This is a genomic window from Amycolatopsis sp. 3B14, assembly GCF_050958625.1.
Classification (GTDB): domain Bacteria; phylum Actinomycetota; class Actinomycetes; order Mycobacteriales; family Pseudonocardiaceae; genus Amycolatopsis_E; species Amycolatopsis_E thermoflava.
In genome coordinates this window covers 38,406-57,258 of sequence record NZ_JBHZEN010000023.1, presented here as the reverse complement: position 1 = coordinate 57,258, position 18,853 = coordinate 38,406, and the positions used below count along the sequence as shown (strand labels likewise).

Sequence of the window (18,853 nt, the reverse complement as noted above, 5' to 3'; positions counted from 1 at the left end):
CGAATTCCTCGTCGTACGCGAAGCGCCAGGGGTCTGGCATCTCGAATCCACTGCGCCGCGCCGCGCAAACCAGGCTGCCGACGGTGGCCACACCAACGGGTCAGCCGAGCACGCGTAGCACCTGGTCGACCGCCGCGCGCAGCCGTTGCAGGTCGTGGCCCGCGCGGTGGCGTACCCGCAGCCCGGCGAGGGTGGTGAACAGCAGGTCGGCGGTGGCCTCAGCATCGAGGTCGGCAGCCAGTTCACCGGCGGCGATCCCACGACGCAACAACGCGGCGATTGCGGCCGTCGCGCCTTGGAATGCCGCATCCACGCGCCGACTGGTTTCCGGGTCGTCCGTGCCTAGTTCAGTGGCGGTATGGATGACCAGGCAGCCTGGCAAGTCGGTCGGCTCGACCATCGAGTAGAGCCATTCGCGCAACACGAGGCGGACGGGCCGGTCGTCCTCCAGTGCGGCGGTGCAGCGTGCGGACTCCGACGCCTGGTAGTGGTCCAGAGCGCGCAGAAACAGCGCGTGCTTGTCCCCGAAGGTCCGGTAGAGGCTGCTCGGGTTGAGGGCGAGCGCCTCCCCGAGGTCGCGGGTGGACGTGGCGTGGTAGCCGCGCCGATGGAACAGCTCCGTCGCGCGCGCGACCACTTCCCCCTCGTCGAACTGCCGGGACCGTGCCACGCACCCCAGAGTACCCCAGTTGTGGAGCGATCGCTCCCGCTGTACTGTCCTGATCCATACGGGAGCGATCGCTCCCAAAAGGGAGGCAGTGATGGGCAACAAGGTGGCCGTCGTCAGCGGTGGCACGAAGGGCATCGGCGCTGCGGTCGTCGAGCGCCTGCGCAAGGACGGCTACTGGGTCGTCACGGGTTCGCGCTCGGCTACGCCAGAGCGGGGTGACAACCTGACCGTGGTCCGCGCGGATCTCGCGACCGCCGAGGGGGTCGAGGCGCTCGCTGCTGCCGCACTGCAGCAAGGCCGGGTCGACGTGCTGGTCAACAACGTCGGGCAGTTCGAGGCCCGGAGTTCGTTCCTCGACGTCACCGACGCGCAGTGGGAGCAGGGTTTCAACGCGAACGTCCTGTCGGCCGTGCGCCTCACGCGCACACTGCTGCCGGCACTGCTGGAACGCGGCGGAGCGATCGTCAACGTGTCGTCGATCAACGCACGGCTGCCGTTCCCGATGGTCGTGGACTACTCCGCGCACAAAGCTGCGCTGACCAACCTCACGACGGCGCTGTCGGAGGAGTTCGCACCGCGAGGGGTCCGGGTGAACGCCGTGTCGCCCGGGCCCGTCCGCACGCCGGGCTGGACCGATGACGGCCGTCTCGGCGACAGCATGGCCAACGCGTCGGGCACCACTCGCGAGCAGGTACTGGACGAGGGCGTGCCCGCGAGCATGGGCATCGCACTCGGCCGGATGGGGGAAGCCGATGAAATCGCCGACGCGGTCGCGTTCCTCCTCGGGCCGCAGGCGCGTTGGATCACCGGCACGGACCTCGTGATCGACGGCGGGACCGTCAAGGCGGCGTGACGCTCCCCGGGGTTTCGGGCCCCGGGTGCGCCCCGAGGCCCGAAACCCGCGGAAGCCTGCTTTCGCCGAACCGTCGGCGGGATGGACAAGCCCTCGCCCGGCCGCCGTCAGCTCGCCTGGGCAGCCTGCATCCCGTCCGCGGTCCCCGGCATGGCGTCGAGCGCGGCGTCGTCGGTCCTCCGGGCGGTCAGCTGTGCGGGCGGCACACACTGACCGTCCGGTGTGACGAACGCCAGTTGCGCGGCCGTGCCCGTATCTTCCAGGGTGAAGCGTGGCGAGGTGCCGCCGGGACGCGGCCGGTAGGCGCGGCCCCAGCTCGCCAGCGCCGCCATGACCACGTTCAGGCCGCGGCCGGCTTCGGTGAGCACGTACTCCTCCCTGGCCCGCAGCCCCGGCTCCCGATAGGTCCGCCGCTCCATGAGCCCTTCGTCCACGAGCTGCGCGAGCCGTTTGGCCAGGATGTTCGGCGCGATCCCCAGCTCCTCCCGGAATTCCTGGAACCGCGTCGAGCCCGCCAGCATCGCCTCCCGGACGATCAGCAGCGTCCAGCTGTCGCCGAGCACCTGCAGCGTCCGGGCGATGGAGCAAGTCGAGTCCTTGCCGAGCGTCTTGGGCACACCACCATCGTACCCACTTGGGTAGCTCCCAGCTAGCCAGCTTGGCCGCCACGCTGGGTTGCACGAAGAAATCCAGCGATGCTAGCTTGCTGAAAGCAAGTCAGCAGCCTTGCAGCACTCCCAGCGCGCCACGGGCGTGCGAACCGTCCGCACTTCGCATCAAGGAGGCCCATCGTGCCGTCGACCCCAGTCCAGCGCCGCGCGGCCTTCGCCGAGCTCGTCCGGTCTCCCGGGCCCCTCGTGCTTCCGGGCGCCTACGACGCCTTGACCGCGAAGCTCGTCGAACGCGCCGGTTTCCCCGCGACCTACCTCGGCAGTTTCGCCGCTGCCGCAAGCACGTTCGGGGAGCCGGACGTCGGGCTGCTCACGCTGACCGAAATGGTGGACGCGGCGCGCCGGATCGTGGAGGCGACCGAGCTGCCCGTGCTGGTGGACGGCGAGAACGGCTTCTACGGGCCCGAGAACATCTGGCGGACGGTACGGGCCTTCGAAGTCGCCGGCGTAGTGGGTATCCACATCGAGGACAACCTCGGCGGCAAGCACACGTCGCGACCAGCGGGACTGATGTCTCCCGAACGGATGGCGAAGCGCATCCGGGCGGCGCTGGACGCCCGCACAGATCCGACCTTCCAGATCATCGCTCGGTCGGACGCGGCCTGGGTGCACCGGGACATCGACGATGCCGTCACCCGCCTGCAGAGCTATGTCGCGGCCGGGGCCGACGCGGTTTTCGCTCCCGCGATTCCCGCGGCCAAGCTGAAGGAGGTCCGCTCGCGCATCGACGCCCCCGTCATGGTGGCCGCGGACCTGTTCGACGCTCCAGGCGGCGACCGCCCCGGCAGCACGCTCGAGGAGTACGCCGACGCCGGAGCGGACATCCTCCTGCTGTGGTACAGCCTCATCGGCGCGGCGGCCAAGAGCGTCACAGCGGTTCTCGACGCACTCAAGGAGGGCCGGGAGGTCGCCGACATAGGCGACCTGATGCTGGGGCAGCACACGTTTGAGTCCCTTATGGACTACGCCGCCTACGAGCGACGCGCCGCCCGGTACCAGTGACGCCTCCAGCCCCGCATTCCCAGTCCGTTCTGACGAAAGACAGTAACCCCATGAACAACGACAATCGCACCGGCGCCACCGCATTCACCGACGCGCGGGTGATCGTAGGCGACGGCACCACGGTTCTCGACGACGCCGTGATCACTGTCCAGAATGGACGCATCACCGGCCTCAGTCAGGCGCCCGCCGGTGACCTCACCGGCGCGAAAGTGGTCTCGTTGCGGGGCAAAACGGTCATTCCCACCCTGGTCAACCCGCACGGGCACATCGGCTACATGCGAGATGCTGCCTGCGATCCGGGCTTCTATTCGCGCGAGAACATCCTCGACCACCTCCGCCGGTTCGCCTACTACGGCATCAGCACGTTCCAGTGCCTCGGAACCGACCGGAACGGCATCGAGATCGCCATCCGCGACGAGCAACGCTCCGGAACCCTCGACGACCCGGATCTGGCGACCTTCTTCACCGCGGGTTCCGGCCTGGTCGCGGCGCCCGGCCCCGGGCAGGCCAGTGGCGCGCCGTTCTTCGCCGTCGACGCGGTGCATCAGGTGACCGACCCGGCCGACGGGCGGGCCTTCGTGCGCGAGCTCGCGGGACGGAAGGTCGACGCGGTCAAGTTCTGGATCGACGACCGGGGCGGTGCCGCGGCCAAGCTGTCGCCGGAGGCGTGCCGCGAGATCGTCGACGAAGCCCACCAGCACGGCATCCAGGCCGCGGCGCACATCTACACCGTCGAGGACGCGAAGGTCGCGCTCGACGCCGGTGCCGACATCCTCGCCCACATGCCCCGCAGCCCAGGTCCCGACCAGGAGCTGATCGAACGACTCGTCGAGCGCGACACCGCGGTCTTCACCTCGATGAGCGTGCAGGGCCCGACGCGCACCGAATGGCTGGACGATCCGGCGGTGCGGGAGACGCTGCCGGCCACAGCCATCGAGGAGCTGCGTGGCCGGATGCAGGCGCGAGGCGGGGAGCCACTGTTCGACACCGGCGAGACCTACCGTCGCCTGCAGGAGAACTTCGCCACCCTGCACCAAGCCGGCGTCCGGCTCGTCTACTCGGCCGACACGGGCCTGCTCGCGCAGCTCCCAGGGCTCGCCGAGCACCGGGAGCTCGAAGCGCTGGTCGAGGCGGGCCTGTCCCCGCTCGAGGCCATCGAATTCGCCACCCGGCGCTCGTCCCACCTGCTGGGGCTGACCGACCGGGGAACCATCGAGGTCGGCAAGCGGGCCGATCTGCTGGTCCTCGACGCCGACCCGCGCGCGGACATCACCAACACCCGCCGCATCGCCGATGTCGTGCTCGAGGGGCGGGTCGTGGACCGCGAACGTCTGCGGCGGCAGTGGCGAACCGACGGCGAGTGACCCGTTGCCCGATCGGCGCCCCTGCGGTAACCCGCGGTGCCGGCCGCTTGTAAGTGCGACCAGCCGAGTACGGCTCCCCCGGCGGGCCATCACACCACTCGGACCCCACCGTGACGCCGGGACCGCCGCGTCGCGGGCATTAGGCCGCCACCGCCACACCCCGACCGAAATACACGGGCACCCTTTCCTTCAGTGTCTTGTACCGACCGGTCAATATGCCTATAGTTCAGGCAACGTCGCGCGCCACTGCTCCCCAGGATCGTGGGCGCGTCGTCCGCCTCCTGCCCCAGCTCTCGTGCGGGGCAGGCGGCATCCACCCGGTCGGCCCCACCGCCGGAACGGATCAGATCGACCGGTACAAAGCGCCGCGTGGTGAAGCGAATCTCCCCCGAAGTCGTTGGAGGTAATGATGGTGGTCGAGCAACAACAGGCGGCGCGGGTCAACCCTGCGCGCGTGGCCTTCGCCAGCTTCGTCGGAACGGCGATCGAGTGGTACGACTTCTTCCTGTTCGGTTCGGCGGCGACCCTGGTGTTCAACACCCAGTTCTTCCCCACCCTGAGCCCGTTGGCCGGGACTCTCGCGGCCTTCGCGACGTTCGGCGTCGCCTTCGTCGCGCGCCCGCTGGGCGGTATCGTGTTCGGGCACTTCGGCGACCGGCTCGGCCGGAAGCGGATGCTGATCCTGTCCCTGCTGTTGATGGGCGGCGGGACGGTCGCTATCGGCGTGTTGCCCACCTACGCCCAGATCGGCCTCGCCGCGCCTCTGCTGCTGGTTCTCGTCCGGCTGATCCAGGGCTTCGCGGTCGGCGGCGAATGGGGTGGCGCCGTGCTGATGGCGGTGGAACACGCTCCGCCGCGGCGGCGGGCCTTCTACGGCAGCTGGCCGCAGGCCGGCGTCCCGGCCGGGCTCGTGCTGTCGGCCGCGGCGTTCCTCGCGGTGCAGCAACTGCCGAAGGACCAACTGTTGTCGTGGGGCTGGCGCCTGCCGTTCCTGGCCAGCGCGGTGCTCATCGCGGTCGGCTTCTACGTGCGTTCCCGCCTCAGCGAGTCGCCTGAGTTCGAGCAGGTGTCGCAGGCCCGGGAAGTGTCGAAGTTCCCGCTGAAGGACACCCTGCGACGTTCCCTCCGCTCCGTTCTCGTCGGTCTGTTCGCCCAAGCCGCTTCCAACATCCCCTTCTACGTGGTGACCGTGTTCGTGCTGTCGTACGGCCCCGGCGAGGCCGGCATCTCTCGCAGCACGGTACTGACCTGCTTGATCGTCGCCTCGTTGCTGGACATCGCCGCAGTGCCGCTGGTGGCCGTCCTCGCCGACCGCATCGGCAGGCGGAACGTCCTGCTGGCCGGGGCGGTCTACTCGGCCCTCGCCGCGTTCCCGTTCTTCTGGCTGATCGACAGCGGCGCCCCCGCCGCGGTGCTCATCGCGATGTTCCTGTTCGCCTGCGTCGGCCACGCGCTGAGCTACAGCGCCATGGCCGGCTTCCTGGCTGAGCTGTTCGACGCCGAGCACCGCTACACCGGCGTCTCGGTCGCGTACCAGGTGGGCGGGCTGATCACCAGCGGCCCGGCGCCGTTCATCGCCGCGGCCCTGTTCGCCGGCTTCGGTGGCTCCTGGGTGATCTCCCTGTACATCGTCCTGGCGTGCGCGATCACGTTCACCGCGCTCCTGTTCACGCCACGCCGGCACTGAGCGGCGGGCGGCGGCCGCCGCGTACGGCATCGACGTCCGGAAAACCGCTGATCCAGAGCCGGGCCCCGCGGTCGGAACCGCGGGGCTACCGGCCCACGAGCGTGGTGACCAGTGTTTCGGCGATGGCGTGGAGCTCGTCAGGCGTGTGGTCCACCCGTTCCAGCACGGCGATGCCGCGGGTGGTGGTGACGACCAAGCGCGCGACCGCCCTGGTGTCGGCGGCCAGTTCCACGCCGTCGTCGATGGTGACGAGCGCGTCGTGGACGAGGTCTTCCAGCTTGTCCAGCATCACGCGGACCGCGCTTTCCACCCGGGGAGAGTCCGTCGCGGCCTCGACGGCCGTGCGGGTGGACAGGCAGCCGCGGGACGGGGAGCCGGCTGAGAACATGGCGATGCAGTAGTCGAAGAAGGACAGCAGGGCGGTCCGCTTGTCGGGGCCGTTCAGCGCGTCACGGGCGCCGGCGAGGAAGCGGTCGGTGTATTCGCCGAAGGCACGAAGGAAGATCTCCTCCTTGCCCCCGTAGGCGTGGTACAGCGAGCCACGCTGGACACCGGTGCCCGCGGCGAGGTCGAGCATCGACGTCGCGCGGAACCCCCGCTCGGCGAAGACATCGAGCGCGCGCTCGAGCGCCACTCGCTCGTCGAACTGCCGAACCCCGGCCATGAAACTCCTTCCTGTCCCGCGCCGGGCAACTCTACCGGGATCGAAGATGCTGCCTCCGGACAGCAGCAGCGCCACGACCCAGCCGATCACCGCGGCGGGCACGAGCGACGACAGCAGGCCTGGCCCGCTCAGCTCGGCCGACAGCACGACCGCCGTGGCCGGCGCACGGGCCCCGGCCGCGAGGCAGGCGGCCATTCCCACGACGGCCGCCCCCGGTACCGGGAACGCGGCGCCTACGGCCGCGCCGACGAACAGCGTCGGACCGATGGTGCCACCCACCCCGCCGACGCCGAGGGTGACGCTCGTCGCGAGGATCTTGGCGGCCGCCAACAGGAGCAGGGCGCCGGTGCTTCCGGATCCCCTGGCCGTGTGGGTGATGACGTCCTGCCCGATCCCACCCACCTGGGGCACCGCGAGGACAGCCGCGCCCATCAGCACCCCACCGACAGCCGGGCGCGCCCACTCGGACCACCGCCACACCAGATCGGCTGCCCGCCGCACCACGTGAAGGCTCCAGATCAGCAGGACCCCGGCGACCCCGGCGAGCAGCGCCACCGGCACGGTGGCCAGGTGCGGGCCGAACCCGGCGATGTCCGGTCCGGGCAGCCGCAGTGGCTCTCCCGGCAGGGCCCAGGCGACCGTGGTTCCGGAGACGGCCCCGGCCACTATCGCGGCCAGCTCGAGCGGGCTCACGCCGGTCAGCAGGACTTCCACGACCAGGACGACGCCGGCCATCGGCGCCTGGAAGGACCCGGCGACACCGCCCGCCACGGCGGACGCCACCGTCGATCGCACCAGCGTGGCCGGTACTCGCGGCAGCCGCACCAGCGCCGAGCCGAGTGCCGCGGAGATGTGGATGATCGGGCCCTCGCTCCCGGCCGATCCGCCGGAGCCGAGGGTGAGACCGGCGGCAATCCCCTTGACGCCCGCGACGCGGGGACGGAGTGGCTCCGCCGTCGCGAGCGCTCGCCGGACCTGCGGAACCCCGCCGCCCCCGGCCTCCGGCGCGCACACCGCCAGCAACGGCCCGTAGGCCAGCGCTGCCACTGCCGGGGCGAGAAGAACCACCGGCACCGGCGCACCGTGCAGCAGCCACCGGCATTCCGCCACGGTCTGGATGAGAGCGACACCGGAAGCGCCGGCCAGGGCACCCGCGATCACCGCGAGCACCAAGGCCGCGGGCCATCTTCGCGTCATCGGGGAAAGGCCCCGGCCGACGGCGCCGGTATCCGGCCATTCGGGCCGCCCGCAGTCAGCTTGGATGCGGCCGCCGTGTGTCCGAAAGCGACAGCGGCGGCAGCGCGGAGCGGACCACAACCGTCCGCCACCGGAACACGGCCGGCGCCGGTGGGGACGGGACGCGTTCGACCGTGCCGGGAGACCTCGCGACCGCCACGGTCGGCGGGCCCGCGACGCACGATCAGGCCGACTGCGGGGTCAGACGCTGGAAGAGTTCCCACGCAGCCCGCTCGACGTGGTTGTGCAGCAGCTTGCCGTCTTCGCGCACCTCCCACACCGCGGTTCCGCTGAACGAGATCGGCCGTCCGTCCGGCTCGGTGCCGAGCATTCCCTTGTTGCGGCCGTGCACCCGCCAGCGCGAGGCCACACGGCTGCCGTCGTGGTTCTGGAACGTTTCGATGACTTCCAGCCTGAAGTCGTCGATCTTCTCCCGGAACGCCCGGATCCACGCCTTGAAGTTCTCGCGCCCTTCGATGCGCTCGCCCGCGTTCGTGATGACGAAGTCCTCGACGACGTAGCGGTCCGCGGCGTCCGGGTTGCCCGCGTTCCACACGTCGCGCCAGAAGGACTCGACCACTTCCACCGAGTTCACCGGCAACCTCCTTGAGCTATGTTTGACAACACTGTCAAACATAAGCGGTCCCGCCTTCGCAGCCCAGCTTTTTGCGAGCACCGCCACACGACAACGGCCGGGCACCCAAGGTGCCCGGCCGGATCTGTCGTTTCGGTGGTCAGCCCGCGACCGTGAAGGCGTCCTCGAATGTGTAGCCGCCGAGCAGTTCCCGGGCGGCCACCATGTACTGGATGGTGGGCGTGCCCTCCTCCAGCCAGTTCAGGCGCGCGTCGCGGTAGAGGCGTTCGATCGGGTACTTCCGCGTGTAGCCGATCCCGCCGTGCACCAGCAGCGCGCGGTCGGTGACCCGGCCGACAGCCTCCAGGCCGAACTGCTTGACCAGTGACGACTCGGCCGGGATCCGCTTGCCGCTGTCCCATTTGGACGCCGCGTCCGCCAGCATGCCGCGCAACGCGTACACGTCGGCGGCCATCTCGGCCAGGTAGCGCTGGATCGCCTGGCGCTGCGCGATCGGCTTGCCGAACGTGACCCGCTCCTGCGCGTAGTTCAGCGACAGCTCCAGCGCCCGCGACGCCGTGCCCAGCGAAGAGGCGGCGATGAACACCCGGCTGATCTCCAGCGCCCGCTCCAGGTGCGCGCCACCCTCCCCCTCGGCGCCGACCAGAGCCGACACCGGCACCCGCACATCCTCGAACGTCAGCTCGCCGTGCTCGGCACCCTTGCAACCCATCGTCTCCGGCAGCGGCGCGATGGAGAACCCGGGGGTGTCGCGCGGCACGATGAGCGCCGAAACGTCCTTGTCGGACGTCTTGGCGAACACCAGGAAGTGCGAGGCGATGTCGGAGTTGGTGATGAGCCACTTTCGCCCGTTGAGCACGTACTCGTCACCCTCGCGCCGCGCGGTGGTCGACAGGTCGGCGCCGGTCCCGTTGCCCGGCTCGGTGAGCGCGAAGGCCAGCGACTTCTCGCCGGTCGCCGCGCCCGGCAGGATCTCCTTCTTCTGAGCATCGTTCCCGATCTCGGAAAGGGCGTGCGCGAAGGAGTTGTGCACGTGCACGATGGCCCGGATGCCACCCTGGATCTTCGCGAACTCGGCCAGGATCGGCAGGTACTGCGCCATCGACAGCCCGGCGCCGCCGTACTCCTGGGGCACGATCAGGCCGAACGCGCCACACGAACGCAGCGCGGGCATGACGATGTCGTAGGGAATGGTTTCGGTGTCCTCGATCTGGTGTTCCAGCGGGTCGAGCTCGTCCCAGATCGTGGCGAGCACACTGTCGCGCAGCTTCCGGTACTCCTCGGCGGGCAGGCCTGCGTTCATCATTTCCTCCTTGGGATCTAAAGCGTCCAGCCGCCGTCGGCGGCGAGCACCGCACCTGTGCAGAACGTCGCGTCCTCGGCCAGGAAAACCGCGGCACGGGCGATTTCCTCGACCGTGCCGAACCGCCCCAGCAGCGTGGCATCGGCGATCCTGGCGCGGGCCACGTCCGGGATCGCCGACGTCATGTCGGTGTCGACGAAGCCCGGCGCGAGCACGTTGACCCGCACCCCCTTGGGCGCGAGTTCCTTCGCCAGGGAGCGGGCGAAGCCCACGGCCGCCGCCTTGGCGCTCGCGTAGGCCGTGTCGCCGGGGAAACCCACGGAGCCGACCGCGGAGCCGACCAGCACGACGCCGGGGGTCGCCCCCTGGGTCAGCCACGGGATCGCGGCCTGGACGAGCGCGGCGGTGCTTCTCAGGTTCGCCTCGACGACCTGCCACCAGTCGTCGAGATCGATCTTGGCGAGCTTGCCGCCCTGCCACACCGCGGCGTTGAGCACGAGCGTGTCGAGCCGGCCCCACTGGCCGGTGACCTGCTCGATCACCGCCCTGGCGCCCTCGGGCGCGGCGAGGTTGAAGGGCACCGGCAGAACTCGGTCCGGGTGGACCGCGGCGAGCTTCTCGACGAGCTCACCGCCGGTCCGGTAGGTACCCGCGACCCGCAGGCCCCGGTCGAGAAGCTGCTGCGCGATGCCGGCTCCGATACCGCGGGAGGCGCCGGTGACCAGGGCCACCCGCTCGCCCGTCATGCTGTCGTCTGCATCCATCACAGTATTGTACCGATCGGTCTATACGAATAGGTGTGTGACATTTATCGGAAAGAGAGGGTCAGATCCGCTCGACGATCGTGGCGTTGGCCATGCCGCCCCACTCGCACATCGTCTGGAGCCCGAAGCGGGCCCCGCGACGCTCCAGCGCGCCGACGAGAGTCGTCATGATCCGGGCGCCGCTGGCGCCCAGCGGGTGGCCGAGCGCGATGGCACCGCCGTGCACGTTGAGCCGGTCGTGCTCCACCTTGAGATCGTTCATCCAGGCCAGCGGCACAGGCGCGAACGCCTCGTTCACCTCGAACAGGTCGATGTCGTCGGCGGTCAGCCCGGCGCGCTCGAGCACGGCGCGGGTGGCCGGCACGACGCCCATGAGCATGACGATCGGGTCGTCCCCGACAACGGCCATCGAGTGCACCCGCGCCCGCGGGGTCAGGCCCAGCTGCTCGGCCTTCTCCGCGCTCATCAGCAGGACGCCCGCCGCACCGTCGGTCAGCGGCGAGGAGTTGCCCGGCGTGATCTTCCAGTCGATCTCGGGGAACCGCCGCACAGCCACTTCGTCCACGAAGGACGGCCGGAGCCCGGCGAGCGTCTGGACCGTGGTCCCCGGCCGGACGGTCTCGTCGACGACCACCTCGGGCGCGTCGGTGACGGTGATCAGATCGGGCGCGAAGGCATCCCGCGCGGCTGCTGCGCGATGGTGCGAGACCGCGGAGAACTCGTCCAGCTCGTCGCGGTCCAGCTGCCAGCGGGCGCAGATCAGCTCGGCGGACAGCCCCTGGCCGATGAGTCCGCCACCGGGAAACCGCTCCGCGATCCGGGTGCCGAGGTGGTCGGCACCCTGGGCGTCGGAGTGCATCGGCACCCGCGACATCGATTCGACACCGCAGGCGATCACGATGTCGGCCGCGCCGGCCTGGATCGCCTGTGCGGCGAAGTGCACGGCCTGCTGACTCGAACCGCACTGCCGGTCGATCGTGGTCGCCGGCACCGAGGGCGGGAAGCCCGCGGCCAGCACGGCGCTGCGGGTGGGGTTGATCGCCTGCTCCCCCGCCTTGGTGACGCAACCGCCGATCACGTCGTCGACCAGGGCCGGATCGAGATCGGCGCGCTGGACGAGGGCGGTGAGGACGTCGGCGAGCAGGTGCACGGGGTGGACGTGCGACAGCGCACCGCCCTTCTTCCCCTTGCCGACGGGCGTGCGCACAACGTCGACGATGACCGCGTCGCGCACTGGTGTCATGGTTCCTCCCTGGGGCGGGTTCACACCGACCGGCGGGTGCCGATCGGCAGCCGGGACGGCAGGGCGGGCATCGGGCTGCCCGTGCGGCCGCCGGGCACGCCGGCGAAGCGATAGGGCACCGGCTCCCGGCCTGGCTGGACGACGACGACCTCGCTCGGGTCGTCGCCGACGGCGCACGAGACCAGCGCGTGCGCCACATCGGGCACGGTGACCAGCGGGAACCCGAGCCGGTCGAGCTCGGGACGGGCGGCGCCCAGCATCGGCGTGTCGACCAGGCCGGGGCAGACCGCGTGCAGCCCGACGCCCTTGGCGGCGAGCGTGGGCGCGTACCCCCGGACCAAGCCGATCACCGCGTGCTTCGTCATCGCGTACACCGGATCGAACGGCACCGCGGTCATGCCCGCGAGTGACGCGGTCACGACCGCGCGTCCGCCCTCGGCCACCAGGTGGGGCACCAGAGCCCGCAAGCCGTGGACCACGCCGTCGACGTTCACCGACCAGGCACGGCGATAGGCCGCGGGGTCGACGTCGAGGAGCTCCGCTTCCCCGAGTGCGACGCCCGCGTTCAGCACCAGTGCGGCGAGGGGAACGCCCGCGGCCTCGACGGCGTCGACCGCCACTTTCCAGGCCCCGGCGTCACCCACGTCGAAGGCCACCGAGGAGACGGCTCCGGCTTCATCGGCCGCGCGGCGGGCCGCCTCGGCGTCGAGGTCGGCGACGATGACATGCAGTCCGCGTTCGGCGAGTTGCCGGACGACCTCGCGGCCGATTCCGCCCGCTCCGCCGGTGACGAGGGCACACCCCGCGCTACTGGCCACGTTTCCTCCCGGGATCCGACGCTGGACTACTTGAAAGAATACTTGTACAGACCGATCAGTACAAGCCTTTGCGCAGAGTTCGGCCCGCCCTCACCCAGGCGGATTCCCTACCGCGGCGCCATCCGGATCGCTCCGTCCATCCGGATGACTTCGCCGTTGAGGTAGTCGTGCTCGACGATGGTGGCGACGAGCCGCGCGTACTCGTCGGGCCGCCCGAACCGCGACGGGAACGGAACGCCGGCCGCGAGCCCGGCTCGGTACTCCTCGGCGACGGTGGCCATCATCGGGGTGTCGATGATGCCGGGCGCGATGGTCATCACCCGGATGCCCGAGGACGCCAGATCCCGGGCCGCGGGCAAGGTCAGCCCGACGACGCCGCCTTTGGAGGCGGCGTAGGCGACCTGCCCGATCTGCCCGTCGAACGCGGCGGCCGACGCGGTGTTGACCACCACTCCGCGGGCGCCGTCCGCCAGCGGCTCGGTCGTGGCGATCGCCTCGGCGGCGACGGCGAGCACGGTGAAGGTGCCGGTGAGGTTGATGTCGAGGACCTTCCGGAAGAGGGCCACGTCGTGCCTGCCCGAGCGGGACAGGACGCGGGCAGACGGGGCGATCCCCGCGCAGTTCACCGCGATCCGCAGCGGCACGCCCGCGCCGGCGGCCTTGTCGACGGCCGCCTGCACCTGGTCGGCGTCGGTGACGTCGGCCTCGACATAGGTCACCCCCTCAACCGGGGCGGCCGCCGCGACCGCCGCGGGCAGGTCGAGCGCGAAGACCCGCGCCCCCTTCTCCGCCAGCAGGCGGGCCGTCGCCTGGCCGAGCCCGGACGCACCGCCGGTGACCAGGGCAGCGCTGTCGTCGATTCGCATGTCGTTCCTTCCATGTCGGCGACACCGGCCACAGGAAGCCGCGGAAGGGTAAGGAGAACGGGTCGGCCGCCAGGGCCCGGCGAGGGAGACCCAGTCCCGAAACCCGTTGGCGGGCAGCCGATGTGCCCTGTTTGTAGCAGAGCAGGCGAAACAACGACAAGCAGTTTCGTACCGAACGGTACACGTCACATTTTCCGCAAGGCAGGTGGGCGCGGAATCGTGGCGGCCGCGAGATCCGCCTCAGGCCCGGATGCCGTCGATCAGCGCGTCGAGGAACATGTCCGCGACCTCGTCGGGTTTCAGCTCGCCGTCGGGCTCCATCCACAGGTACGTGTAGTTGAGCATGCCCAGGATCCCTTTCACCAGCAGGCGCGGGGTCTGGCGCAGCACCCCCGCCCGCACGCCGTTGTCCAGTGCCTGCCGCCAGTAGCTTTCGTACCGTTCGCGGGCCGCGATGACGTGGTCCCGGCGCTCACCGGTCAGCGCGGTGTACTCGCGGAAGAACACGGCCCACTCGGAGCGGTGCTCGGCGATGTTGGCCAGCAGCCCGCGGGCCATCTGCCGGAGCAGCTCCTCCGGAGCGAGCTCCTGGTCGAGCAGCTCCTCGGCGTAGCTGTTCATCTTGTCGACCTGCTCCTTGCTGATCGCGTAGAGCACGGCCTCTTTGCTGCCGATGTAGTGGTAGAGCGCGCCCCGGCCGAGCCCGACCGCCTGCCCCAGCTCGGCCATCCCGGTGCCGTGGTAGCCGTTCCGGGCGAACAGATCCGCCGCGATCCCGATCACGCGTGCCCTGTTCGCCTCGAAACTCGTGACCGTCATAGCCGACGCCGCCCTCACTCCCGATCGTGGACCGAACGATCCACATGATATCGCCCGAAGGCGCGCTACCGGCGTTCAGGCGTGGTCATCGCAGATCCAGGAGTTTCCGCACCCGGAACTTCTGCACCTTCCCCGAGGTCGTGCGCGGCAGCAGCGTGTCGGTGAAGGTGAACCGGCGAGGGATCTTGTAGGTCGCCAGCTCGCCTTTCAGGTACCGCGTCAGCTCCTCCTCGCCGAGCTCGCACCCGGGCCGCAGGACCACCATGGCCGCGCCGACCTCGCCCCACTCCGGGTCCGGGACACCCACCACCGCGGCCTCGAGCACCGCCGGATGCTGCGCGACCACGCGTTCCACCTCGGCCGGGTACACGTTCAGCCCGCCGGTGATGATCATGTCCTTCGACCGGCCGGAGATGTAGAGGTAGCCGTCCGCGTCGACGTGGGCCAGGTCACCGGTGTGCAGCCAGCCGCCCTCGAGGGTCGCGGCCGTCGCGTCGGGCTTGCCGTAGTAGCCGATCATCGTGGCCGGCGAGCGGCAGATGATCTCGCCGACTTCGCCCGGCGCGGTGTCCTGCCCGCGCTCATCCACCACCCGCACCTCCGCCGCGCTGCAGGCGCGCCCGGCGGAGCCCGCCTTGCCCGCGGCCTCGTCAGGCCGTACGTAAGTCATCATCGTGGGGAACTCGCTCATCCCGTACACCTGCAGCACCGCACAGGACGGGAGCAAGCGGCGGGCGTCCGCCAGTGCGGTCAGCGGCACCGGTTCGCCGCCGCTGCAGATCAGGCGCAGCGAGCTGACGTCGTGGTCGCCGAGACCGGGATGCCCGAGCACACGCTTGAGCACCGTGGGAACCAGCAGCACGGACGTCACCCGGTGCCGTTCCACGGTGGTGAGGAACCGTTCTGGAGTGAAGCCGGTACTTGGCGAGAGCACCACCCGGCCGCCCCGCCACAACGTCGCGAGGGCGAGGTCGTGGAACCCCGCCGCCCAGCACAATGCGGGCACCACCAGGTACACCTCGTCCGCGGTGATGCCGTAGTCCACGACCTGGTGGAAGGAGTTCCACAGCACCGTGGCATGGGTGTGCATCGCGCCTTTCGGCGCACCGGTGGTCCCTGAGGTGTACTGCAGCAGGAACAGGTCTCCCGAGGCGACCTCGACCTCCGGCGGCGGGCCGGCCCGCGAGATCAGCTCCTCGTACGCGAAATCTCCGTCCGCGGTGCCCACGCCGACGTACCGGGCAGCCGACCCACCGGCGCGCAGCTCCTTCACCACTGGTTCCAGCGCCTGCTCGTACACCACCCAGGACGCCGCGCAGTCGTCCAGGATGTAGCGCAGCTCGCCGGCCTTGAGCAGGTAGTTGAGCGGCACCACCACCCCGCCGAGCTTGGCGACGGCGAAGAAGAGCTCCACCCATTCGACCCGGTTGTAAAGCAGAACGCCGACCCGGTCGCCCTTGGCGAAACCTTGGGCGTGCAGGGCGGCGGCGAGCCGGTCCGACCGCTCGTCGAGCTCGTCGAAGGTGACCTCACGGCTTTCGAAGACGACCGCCACGCGGCCTTCGTTGACCCGGCCGGCCAGGCGCGATTTGCGCAGGAGCTCGGCCACCGTGTAACTGTCCATTTTCGCTCCGCTTCAGAAGATCGCGGCGTACATGATCTTTTCCTGGGTGGCCTCTTCCCTGCTGAACTCGGCCACGGTGCGACCGAACCGGGCGACCAGGATCCGGTCCGACACGGCGAGGATCTCCGGCAGGTAGGAGGAGATGACGATGACCGCCTTGCCCTCGTCGGCGAGCTGCCGGATCAGCTGGTGGATCTCCTCGATCGCGCCGACGTCCACACCGCGGGTCGGCTCGTCGAAGATGACCACCTCCGGGTCCGCCACCAGCGACTTGCCGACGACCACCTTCTGCTGGTTCCCGCCGGAGAGCTCGACGATCTTCGCGTCGGCGTTGATCGCCTTGATCCGCAGCCGGTCGCTCCACTCCTTCGCCACCCGCTTGCGCCGCGCCGAGGACAACCACCACTGCCGCCGCCCCTTGCGCGAGGCGAGCAGGCCGAGGTAGAGGTTCTCGGCGATGGTCATCGTCTCGAAGAACCCGTCCTGTTTGCGATCCTCGGTGATGTAGACGATCCCGTCGTCGATCGCCTGCTTCGGCACCCGGTAGCGAACCGGTTTGCCGTTGAGCAGCACGCGGCCGCCGTGGATCCGGTTGCGCTTGAGCGCCCCGGCGATGATCTTCGCGGTTTCCGTGCGGCCGCTGCCGATCAGCCCCGCGATGCCGAGCACCTCCCCCGCGTAGGCGGAGAACGACATGTTCTTCACGACGTTGCCCAGGATGAGGTTCTCGACCTCCAGCACGCGGCGCTTGCGAACGTCCGCGGTGCGACGCGGCTCCACCCGGGCGGCGCCGCCCAGTTCTCGCCCCACCATGTGCCGGACGATCTCGTCCCGGTCGGTCTTGGCCGCTTCCAGACACGCCACCCTTTCCCCGTCACGCAGGACCGTGACCCGGTCGGCGATCTTGAGCGACTCCTCCAGCGCGTGCGACACGTAGATGACGCCCAGGCCCGCCGCGCGAAGATCGTTGATGACGTTGAACAGGTGGAGCGTCTCCTCGGGGGTGAGGCTCGCGGTCGGCTCGTCGAAGATCACGATCCGCGCCCGGGAGCGCAGGGCTCGCGCGATCTCCACCATCTGCTTCTTCGCCGCGCCGAGGTTGGACACATACGCCGTCGGATCGACGTGGAAGTTCATCGACTGCAGCAGTTGCTGGGCCCCGATATTGAGCGAGCGGAACCGGGTCAGCAGCTTCTCGTGGCCGAGTTCGATGTTCTGCGCCGCGGTCATCGTCGGCACCAGGCTCGTCTCCTGGTAGACCATCGCGATCCCGTGCTCGAGCGCGTCGTGCGGGCGGCGGAAGTTCACCAGCTCGCCACCGATCCGCAGCTCCCCGCTGGAGTGCTGCACCGCGCCGGCGAGGATCTTGCACAGCGTCGACTTGCCCGCGCCGTTCTCGCCGACCAGCGCGTGCACCTCACCGGCGCGCAGGTCGAAGTCGATGTCGTGGATGGCGTGCACGCCGCGGTAGGTCTTGGTCACCTTCGACATCTCGACCAGCAGGGTCTGCCCGGCCGCCGGGTCGATCTCCAGCTGCTCCACGATGGACTGGTTCATCACGCCTCCCCCGCCCCGGTCACCAGCACCTGGTCCCCGCCGTGCACCGCGATGAACAGCCGGCTTCCGCACTGGCGGGCCGAAGTGACACCGTGCCGCCGGCCACCGCCGCGGCTGTGCATGCTCGAGACCACGTAGCCCTCCTCGTCCAGCCGGGCGACCAGGCCGTAGGACCGCGGGGGCGCCCACGGCTTGATCACGCCGAGCTTGCGGATCTGCCCGCCCTGCAGCGGTTCCAGACCGGAGTCGAGGCCGCGCAGCGCGGGCCGGATCCAGTAGTCCGGCTCGATCGTGCGCATCATCTCCTCGACGTAGTCGCGCTGGGTCAGCACGAACTCCACCAGCTGGGTGCGCAGCGCGAACATCGCCAGCCAGTAGCCGCCCGGGGCCGGGTTGATCCGGCCCGGGTAACCGGGCAGGTTCTCCCGCAAGGTGCGACCGGCTCCCCCGGCCAGCGGGTAGAGGCGGACCCGGTGCGCCCACGCCTCGCAGACGACGAGCGCGTCCTGCCCGGGGGTCAGGGACACTCCGCTGGCGTAGGCCAGTCCGCCGGCCAGCACGGTGGTGCGACCGGACCGGGGGTCGTGGCGCAGCAGCCGTCCGCGGGCGTTCTGCTCCATCAAGTCCCGGACCCAGTCCCGGCCGTGGTGCCGCGTGGACCCGTCGGTGAGGTAGATCGTGCCGTCGCCGGCGAGCGCGACGTCGGTCGGGCAGTGGATCGGCACACCGGACTCGTCGGCCGCGGTCACCAGCTCCGCCGCCCCGTCACGGCCCAGCCGCATCAGGCCGGTCCCCGCCACACCCACCAGCAGGCCGTCCGGGCCGGGCTCCAGCGCGCCGGCCGGCCCGGGCAGGGTGGCGAACACCTCGGAGTGCCGGAAGTCCGGACCGGACACCCGCACCACCCGGTCGGCAGTGCTCACGTACAGGTCGCCGCGCTCGTCCAGGCACACGTCCTCGGGCTCGGTCAGGCCGCCGATCGCGGTCGCGACGGCGTCGAGTTCGTCGTTCGGCGTGAGCCCGCCGTCCAGCGGCGGGATGGCGCGGTGTCCGGACCTGCCGGGAAAGAGGAACTCCTTGACCAGTTCCCAGGCTTCGACTCGGGGCATCGGTCCTC

The 18,853-nt window shown here is 70.2% G+C and carries 17 protein-coding genes; 4 read left to right on the top strand and 13 right to left on the bottom strand.

Annotated features, from left to right (window positions below):
- Nucleotides 1–100: 100 nt before the first annotated feature.
- Nucleotides 101–670 (bottom strand): TetR/AcrR family transcriptional regulator, encoded by a 570-nt coding sequence (locus tag ACCP09_RS13145; RefSeq protein ID WP_433746232.1) that lies wholly within the window; start codon nucleotides 668–670, stop codon nucleotides 101–103.
- Nucleotides 671–689: 19 nt separating this feature from the next.
- Between ACCP09_RS13145 and ACCP09_RS13140 the strand changes: the two genes are divergently transcribed.
- On the top strand, nucleotides 690–1,523 hold the full coding sequence (locus tag ACCP09_RS13140) for an oxidoreductase (protein WP_433746229.1): 834 nt from the start codon (nucleotides 690–692) through the stop codon (nucleotides 1,521–1,523).
- A gap of 107 nt (nucleotides 1,524–1,630) precedes the next feature.
- Here ACCP09_RS13140 and ACCP09_RS13135 read toward each other — a convergent pair whose 3' ends face one another.
- Nucleotides 1,631–2,140 carry a winged helix-turn-helix transcriptional regulator gene (locus ACCP09_RS13135; protein WP_123686188.1) on the bottom strand — a complete coding sequence of 170 codons (510 nt, stop codon included), beginning with the start codon at nucleotides 2,138–2,140 and terminating at the stop codon, nucleotides 1,631–1,633.
- A gap of 174 nt (nucleotides 2,141–2,314) precedes the next feature.
- On the opposite strand from ACCP09_RS13135, the gene ACCP09_RS13130 reads away from it, so the two are divergent.
- From ACCP09_RS13130 to ACCP09_RS13120, 3 genes are all read left to right on the top strand, one after another.
- The gene (locus ACCP09_RS13130) at nucleotides 2,315–3,196 is read left to right on the top strand and encodes an isocitrate lyase/PEP mutase family protein (RefSeq protein WP_433746226.1); all 882 of its coding nucleotides are present in this window, start codon (nucleotides 2,315–2,317) and stop codon (nucleotides 3,194–3,196) included.
- Between the two features lie 50 nt (nucleotides 3,197–3,246).
- The gene (locus tag ACCP09_RS13125) at nucleotides 3,247–4,560 is read left to right on the top strand and encodes an amidohydrolase family protein (RefSeq protein WP_433746224.1); all 1,314 of its coding nucleotides are present in this window, start codon (nucleotides 3,247–3,249) and stop codon (nucleotides 4,558–4,560) included.
- Nucleotides 4,561–5,014: 454 nt separating this feature from the next.
- Nucleotides 5,015–6,247 (top strand): MFS transporter, encoded by a 1,233-nt coding sequence (locus ACCP09_RS13120; protein WP_433746221.1) that lies wholly within the window; start codon nucleotides 5,015–5,017, stop codon nucleotides 6,245–6,247.
- An 85-nt stretch (nucleotides 6,248–6,332) separates the two neighbouring features.
- On the opposite strand, the gene ACCP09_RS13115 is transcribed toward ACCP09_RS13120, so the two are convergent.
- From ACCP09_RS13115 to ACCP09_RS13065, 11 genes are all read right to left on the bottom strand, one after another.
- Entirely contained in the window at nucleotides 6,333–8,072 is a 1,740-nt protein-coding gene (locus tag ACCP09_RS13115; RefSeq protein ID WP_433746218.1) for a chloride channel protein, read from the bottom strand.
- Between the two features lie 259 nt (nucleotides 8,073–8,331).
- A complete protein-coding gene (locus ACCP09_RS13110) occupies nucleotides 8,332–8,742 on the bottom strand; it encodes an ester cyclase (protein WP_231960846.1) in 411 nt (136 codons plus the stop codon).
- Nucleotides 8,743–8,881: 139 nt separating this feature from the next.
- Nucleotides 8,882–10,045 carry an acyl-CoA dehydrogenase family protein gene (locus ACCP09_RS13105; protein WP_433746214.1) on the bottom strand — a complete coding sequence of 388 codons (1,164 nt, stop codon included), beginning with the start codon at nucleotides 10,043–10,045 and terminating at the stop codon, nucleotides 8,882–8,884.
- 17 nt (nucleotides 10,046–10,062) lie between these two features.
- Nucleotides 10,063–10,809, bottom strand: a complete 747-nt coding sequence (locus tag ACCP09_RS13100) for an SDR family NAD(P)-dependent oxidoreductase (RefSeq protein ID WP_433746211.1) — start codon at nucleotides 10,807–10,809, stop codon at nucleotides 10,063–10,065.
- 61 nt (nucleotides 10,810–10,870) lie between these two features.
- The gene (locus ACCP09_RS13095) at nucleotides 10,871–12,043 is read right to left on the bottom strand and encodes a thiolase family protein (protein ID WP_433747041.1); all 1,173 of its coding nucleotides are present in this window, start codon (nucleotides 12,041–12,043) and stop codon (nucleotides 10,871–10,873) included.
- A gap of 29 nt (nucleotides 12,044–12,072) precedes the next feature.
- Complete coding sequence (locus ACCP09_RS13090; protein WP_433746208.1) at nucleotides 12,073–12,870, bottom strand: SDR family NAD(P)-dependent oxidoreductase; 798 nt, start codon at nucleotides 12,868–12,870, stop codon at nucleotides 12,073–12,075.
- Nucleotides 12,871–12,977: 107 nt separating this feature from the next.
- Entirely contained in the window at nucleotides 12,978–13,736 is a 759-nt protein-coding gene (locus tag ACCP09_RS13085; protein WP_433746205.1) for an SDR family NAD(P)-dependent oxidoreductase, read from the bottom strand.
- A 240-nt stretch (nucleotides 13,737–13,976) separates the two neighbouring features.
- Entirely contained in the window at nucleotides 13,977–14,555 is a 579-nt protein-coding gene (locus ACCP09_RS13080) for a TetR/AcrR family transcriptional regulator (protein WP_123686178.1), read from the bottom strand.
- An 85-nt stretch (nucleotides 14,556–14,640) separates the two neighbouring features.
- Nucleotides 14,641–16,179, bottom strand: a complete 1,539-nt coding sequence (locus tag ACCP09_RS13075) for a class I adenylate-forming enzyme family protein (protein ID WP_123686177.1) — start codon at nucleotides 16,177–16,179, stop codon at nucleotides 14,641–14,643.
- Between the two features lie 12 nt (nucleotides 16,180–16,191).
- Nucleotides 16,192–17,736, bottom strand: a complete 1,545-nt coding sequence (locus ACCP09_RS13070) for a sugar ABC transporter ATP-binding protein (RefSeq protein ID WP_433746200.1) — start codon at nucleotides 17,734–17,736, stop codon at nucleotides 16,192–16,194.
- Entirely contained in the window at nucleotides 17,736–18,845 is a 1,110-nt protein-coding gene (locus tag ACCP09_RS13065; protein ID WP_123686175.1) for an SMP-30/gluconolactonase/LRE family protein, read from the bottom strand. The genes ACCP09_RS13070 and ACCP09_RS13065 overlap by 1 nt, the downstream gene beginning before the upstream one ends.
- Between the last annotated feature and the right edge of the window lie 8 nt (nucleotides 18,846–18,853).

Excerpts from the sequence above, each read along its gene's own strand:
- ACCP09_RS13125 (WP_433746224.1), top strand. The coding sequence starts at position 3,247 with ATGAACAACGACAATCGCACCGGCGCCACCGCATTCACCGACGCGCGG.
- ACCP09_RS13105 (WP_433746214.1), bottom strand. The coding sequence starts at position 10,045 with ATGAACGCAGGCCTGCCCGCCGAGGAGTACCGGAAGCTGCGCGACAGT.
- ACCP09_RS13100 (WP_433746211.1), bottom strand. The coding sequence starts at position 10,809 with ATGGATGCAGACGACAGCATGACGGGCGAGCGGGTGGCCCTGGTCACC.
- ACCP09_RS13085 (WP_433746205.1), bottom strand. The coding sequence starts at position 13,736 with ATGCGAATCGACGACAGCGCTGCCCTGGTCACCGGCGGTGCGTCCGGG.
- ACCP09_RS13080 (WP_123686178.1), bottom strand. The coding sequence starts at position 14,555 with ATGACGGTCACGAGTTTCGAGGCGAACAGGGCACGCGTGATCGGGATC.
- ACCP09_RS13075 (WP_123686177.1), bottom strand. The coding sequence starts at position 16,179 with ATGGACAGTTACACGGTGGCCGAGCTCCTGCGCAAATCGCGCCTGGCC.
- ACCP09_RS13070 (WP_433746200.1), bottom strand. The coding sequence starts at position 17,736 with ATGAACCAGTCCATCGTGGAGCAGCTGGAGATCGACCCGGCGGCCGGG.
- ACCP09_RS13065 (WP_123686175.1), bottom strand. The coding sequence starts at position 18,845 with ATGCCCCGAGTCGAAGCCTGGGAACTGGTCAAGGAGTTCCTCTTTCCC.